5 protein-coding genes and 1 pseudogene are annotated in these 3,731 nt (G+C 66.4%); 3 read left to right on the forward strand and 3 right to left on the reverse strand.

Annotated features, from left to right (window positions below):
- A pseudogene (locus tag JWM94_RS02370) lies at positions 1-296 on the forward strand (nitronate monooxygenase); the annotation flags it as partial.
- 10 nt (positions 297-306) lie between these two features.
- On the opposite strand, the gene JWM94_RS02375 reads toward JWM94_RS02370, so the two are convergent.
- The gene (locus JWM94_RS02375; protein WP_299420967.1) at positions 307-1,299 is read right to left on the reverse strand and encodes a D-glycerate dehydrogenase; all 993 of its coding nucleotides are present in this window, start codon (positions 1,297-1,299) and stop codon (positions 307-309) included.
- Between the two features lie 101 nt (positions 1,300-1,400).
- Here JWM94_RS02375 and JWM94_RS02380 point away from each other — a divergent pair, with 101 nt between their 5' ends.
- The gene (locus JWM94_RS02380; RefSeq protein WP_299420970.1) at positions 1,401-1,901 is read left to right on the forward strand and encodes an SH3 domain-containing protein; all 501 of its coding nucleotides are present in this window, start codon (positions 1,401-1,403) and stop codon (positions 1,899-1,901) included.
- Positions 1,901-2,356 (forward strand): GNAT family N-acetyltransferase, encoded by a 456-nt coding sequence (locus JWM94_RS02385; protein WP_299420975.1) that lies wholly within the window; start codon positions 1,901-1,903, stop codon positions 2,354-2,356. Before JWM94_RS02380 ends, JWM94_RS02385 begins: the two co-directional genes overlap by 1 nt.
- Here the strand turns inward: JWM94_RS02385 and JWM94_RS02390 are convergent.
- Positions 2,353-2,868, reverse strand: a complete 516-nt coding sequence (locus JWM94_RS02390) for a GNAT family N-acetyltransferase (protein WP_299420979.1) — start codon at positions 2,866-2,868, stop codon at positions 2,353-2,355. The two genes, JWM94_RS02385 and JWM94_RS02390, sit on opposite strands and share 4 nt — an antisense overlap.
- Positions 2,865-3,731: acetyl-CoA C-acyltransferase (locus JWM94_RS02395; RefSeq protein ID WP_299420982.1), on the reverse strand; the 867-nt coding region annotated here is incomplete at its 5' end. The genes JWM94_RS02395 and JWM94_RS02390, both read right to left, overlap by 4 nt.

Below are 3,731 nucleotides of genomic sequence, written 5' to 3' on the forward strand. Positions count from 1 at the left end.
CGCCCACCGAGAAAGCGGTGATCCGCAAGGATCAGGCCGATTGCATGGGCTGTCTCAGCCAATGCGCCTTCTCGTCGTGGAAGGACAGCGAGACCAACTCGACCGGCCGCCTCGCCGACCCGCGCAGCTTCTGCATCCAGAAGACGCTGCAGGACATCGCGCATGGCGGGGACACCGACCAGAATTTGATGTTCGCGGGGCATGGCGCGTACAATTTCAAGAAGGACCCGTTCTATTCGAACGGTTTCGTCCCGACGGTGAAGCAGCTCGTGGATCGCATTCTTACCGGCGATTGACGAGGCGGCGTTAGATCCAACCCTCCAACACCTGGTCCGGCGGGCGATGGCCGTCGGTCCAGTGTTGGATGTTGGTGATGACTCGCTCGCCGGTCGCGACGCGCGCTTCGTAGGTTGCCGACCCCATGTGCGGTAACAGCACGACGTTGGCGAGCGCGAGCAGCCGCGTATCGATCGCGGGTTCGTGCTCGAACACGTCGAGCCCCGCACCGGCCAGTCGGCCAGCCTCCAGCGCATCGATCAACGCGGCCTCGTCGATCGCGGTGCCGCGCGAGGTGTTGATCAGATAGGCTTCGGGCTTGAGCAACGCGAGCCGGCGCGCGTCGATGACGTGCTCGGTCTGGTCGGTGTGCGGGGTGTGGATGGTCACGAAATCGGAACCGCCTAGCATTTCGTCGAGATCGGCATGCCAGGTGGCGCCGAGCTCGACCTCCAGCGGTTCGGGAAGACGGTGGCGATTGTGGTAATGCACGGTCAGCCCGAAACCGCGCGCGCGCACGGCGACCGCTTGGCCGATCCTTCCCATCCCGACGATCCCCAGCGTCTTGCCGCCGATCCGGTGCCCCAGCATCGCGCCGGGGCTCCAGCCGCGCCATTCGCCCGACCGCGCCAGCTTCTCGCCCTCGGCCAGGCGGCGCGGCACCGACAGGATCAGCGCCATCGTCATGTCGGCGGTGTCGTCGGTCAGCACCCCGGGTGTGTTGGTCACCAGGATACCCCGCGCGCGCGCCGCCTTCAGGTCGATATGATCGACCCCGTTGCCGAAATTGGCGATCAGTTTCAGCCGGTCACCGGCCGCTTCGATGACATCCTCGTCGATTGTGTCGGTGACGGTCGGGACGAGCACGTCGGCGTCCTGTACCGCCGCGATCAACTGTTCGCGCGACATCGCGATATCGTCGCGGTTGAGCTGCGTGTCGAACAGCTCGGCCATGCGGTCCATCACCGCATCGCTCAATTCGCGCGTCACGATTACCCGAGGTTTTCGTCTCGAATTGGGCATGTTCGCGGCTTGGCGGGGGTTTTCACGCAGGTCAACTCGGTTGATGCGGGACGCCGCGGCGCGATAGACAAGCGACTCGATTGGTTAAGAAGGGGTTTGCCATGCGGATGGCCAGGGCAATGACGATAGTGGCGGCGATCGGCCTTGCCGCGCCCGCGGTGGCGGCACTCGTGGAAAAGAAGGTGCCGTATTTCGCCTCGATCCAGGCGTCCGAAGCCCGGATGCGCACCGGGCCGGGCCGCAACTATCCGATCAGCTGGCGCTATGTCCGCCCGGGCCTGCCGGTGAAGGTGGTCGAGAATTTCAAGGAAAAGGGCGCCGGCGCGCTGTGGCGCAAGGTCGAGGATCCGGGCGGCACGCAGGGCTGGATGCAGGCCAATCTGATCAGCGACACGCGCACAGCGATGGTGATGGGCGACATCGCCGAGCTTCGCGACGGCCCGCGTTATGCCGGCAAGGTCAATTGGCGCGCGGCGCCTGGCGTTGTCGGGCGAGTCAGTCAGTGCGGCAACGGCTGGTGTTATCTCGACGTCAAGGGACGCGGCGGGTTCGTCGAGATCAGCCATATCTGGGGCGTCGACGCGGCCGAAAAGATCGAGTGATGCGGATCGAGATCGACGACCTGGCGCGGCCGGAGGTCGTCGCGCTGGTCGATCTGCATCTGCGCGAGGCGCACGCCAATTCGCCCGCCTGCCACGTTTTCGCGCTCGACCTGTCGGGGCTGCAGCATCCCGACGTGACGCTGTGGACGGCGTGGGACGGCGACGATTTGCTCGCGATGGGCGCGCTCAAGCAGATCGATCCCGGCCATGGCGAGATCAAGTCGATGCGCACCGCGCCCGCGCATATCCGCAAGGGGATCGGCGCGGAGATGCTCGCTCATCTGATCGCTGAGGGACGCGCGCGCGAGTATCGCCGGCTGAGTCTGGAGACCGGGAATAATGACCCTTTCGCTGCGGCGCGTGCGATGTACAGCCGCGCCGGCTTCGCCGAATGCGGACCGTTCGCCGATTATGACGACGTCAGTTTCAGCCGCTATTTCACGCTCGCGCTCTAGTTCAGCGTCAACACCATCGCGCAGCGGCGTTTGCCGGGCAGGCCGAACCGAATCTCGTCGCGCAGCGTCACCGCCAGCGGCTGGTCGCCGACCGGAGTCACCGTGACGAAGCCGCGCCGCGCATAATAAGGCTGGTTCCAGGCCAAGTCGCGAAACGTGGTCAGCGTCACCGCGCTCATGCCGTGCGCGCGGGCATGATCGGTCGCGCGATCGAGCAGCGCGCGCCCCACGCCGTGGCCGTGCAGCGCCTCGTTGACCGCGAACTCGCAGATATGGAGAGCGCCGCCGCGCCGTTCGCAGGCGATGAAGCCGACCGGGGCGTCGTCGCCGTCCGCCGCCACCCAACTCGTGCCTTCGCGCATCAATTCGGCATGGCGGGCCGGCGCCATATTGTCTTCGTCGGCGATCCATTCGAGCCCCGGCGCGTCGCGAAAGCGCCGCCCGGCCGATTGCTCGACGGCGGGGAGGAGCGCGGTGTCCGTCTGGACAGTTGCGCGGATCGCGTAGGTCAAACCAGCTCCACCGCGACCGCGGTCGCTTCGCCGCCGCCGATGCAAAGCGACGCCAGACCACGTTTCAGTCCGCGCGTCTGGAGCGCGGAGATGAGCGTCGTCAGGATGCGCGCGCCGCTCGCGCCGATCGGGTGGCCGAGCGCGGTCGCGCCGCCATGGACGTTGATCTTGTCGTGCGGAATGCCGAGGTCGTGCATCGCGATCATCGCGACGCAGGCGAAGGCCTCGTTGACCTCGAAAAGGTCGACCTGCTTCACATCCCAGCCGGCCCGCGCCAGTGCCTTGTTCATCGCGCTGACCGGAGCGGTGGTGAACAAAGCGGGCTGGTGGGCGTGGGCGGCATGAGCGACGATCCTCGCCACCGGCTTGATCCCGAGCCGGTCGGCGAGGCTCTGCCGGGTGATGACCAGGGCAGCCGCGCCATCGGAGATCGACGAGGCATTGGCGGCTGTGATGGTGCCGTCCTTGGCGAAGGCCGGCTTGAGCGACGGGATCTTCGAGGCATCGCCCTTCGACGGCTGCTCGTCCTGCGAGACGATGGTCGGGCCCTTGCGGCCTGCGATCTCGACGGCCGCGATCTCGCGTTCGAACCAGCCCTCGGCCTGCGCCGTCTGGGCGCGGGTCAGCGATGCGATCGCATAATCGTCCTGCGCCTTGCGGGTGAACTGATAGAGGGTCGCAGCCTCCTCGGCGAAGCTGCCCATCAGCCGCCCGGTCTCGTAGGCGTCCTCGAGCCCGTCGAGGAACATGTGATCGTACATCCTGTCGTGGCCGATGCGAGCGCCGGCGCGATGCTTGGTCATCAGATAAGGCGCGTTGGTCATGCTCTCCATGCCGCCGGCGACGATCAAATCGGCAGATCC

Source organism: Sphingomonas bacterium (genome assembly GCF_028289855.1).
GTDB lineage: Bacteria > Pseudomonadota > Alphaproteobacteria > Sphingomonadales > Sphingomonadaceae > Sphingomonas.

What these genes read in the sequence shown, in the direction of transcription:
- JWM94_RS02375 (WP_299420967.1), bottom strand. Translation starts at nt 1,299, where the DNA reads ATGCCCAATTCGAGACGAAAACCTCGGGTAATCGTGACGCGCGAATTG.
- JWM94_RS02380 (WP_299420970.1), top strand. Translation starts at nt 1,401, where the DNA reads ATGCGGATGGCCAGGGCAATGACGATAGTGGCGGCGATCGGCCTTGCC.
- JWM94_RS02385 (WP_299420975.1), top strand. Translation starts at nt 1,901, where the DNA reads ATGCGGATCGAGATCGACGACCTGGCGCGGCCGGAGGTCGTCGCGCTG.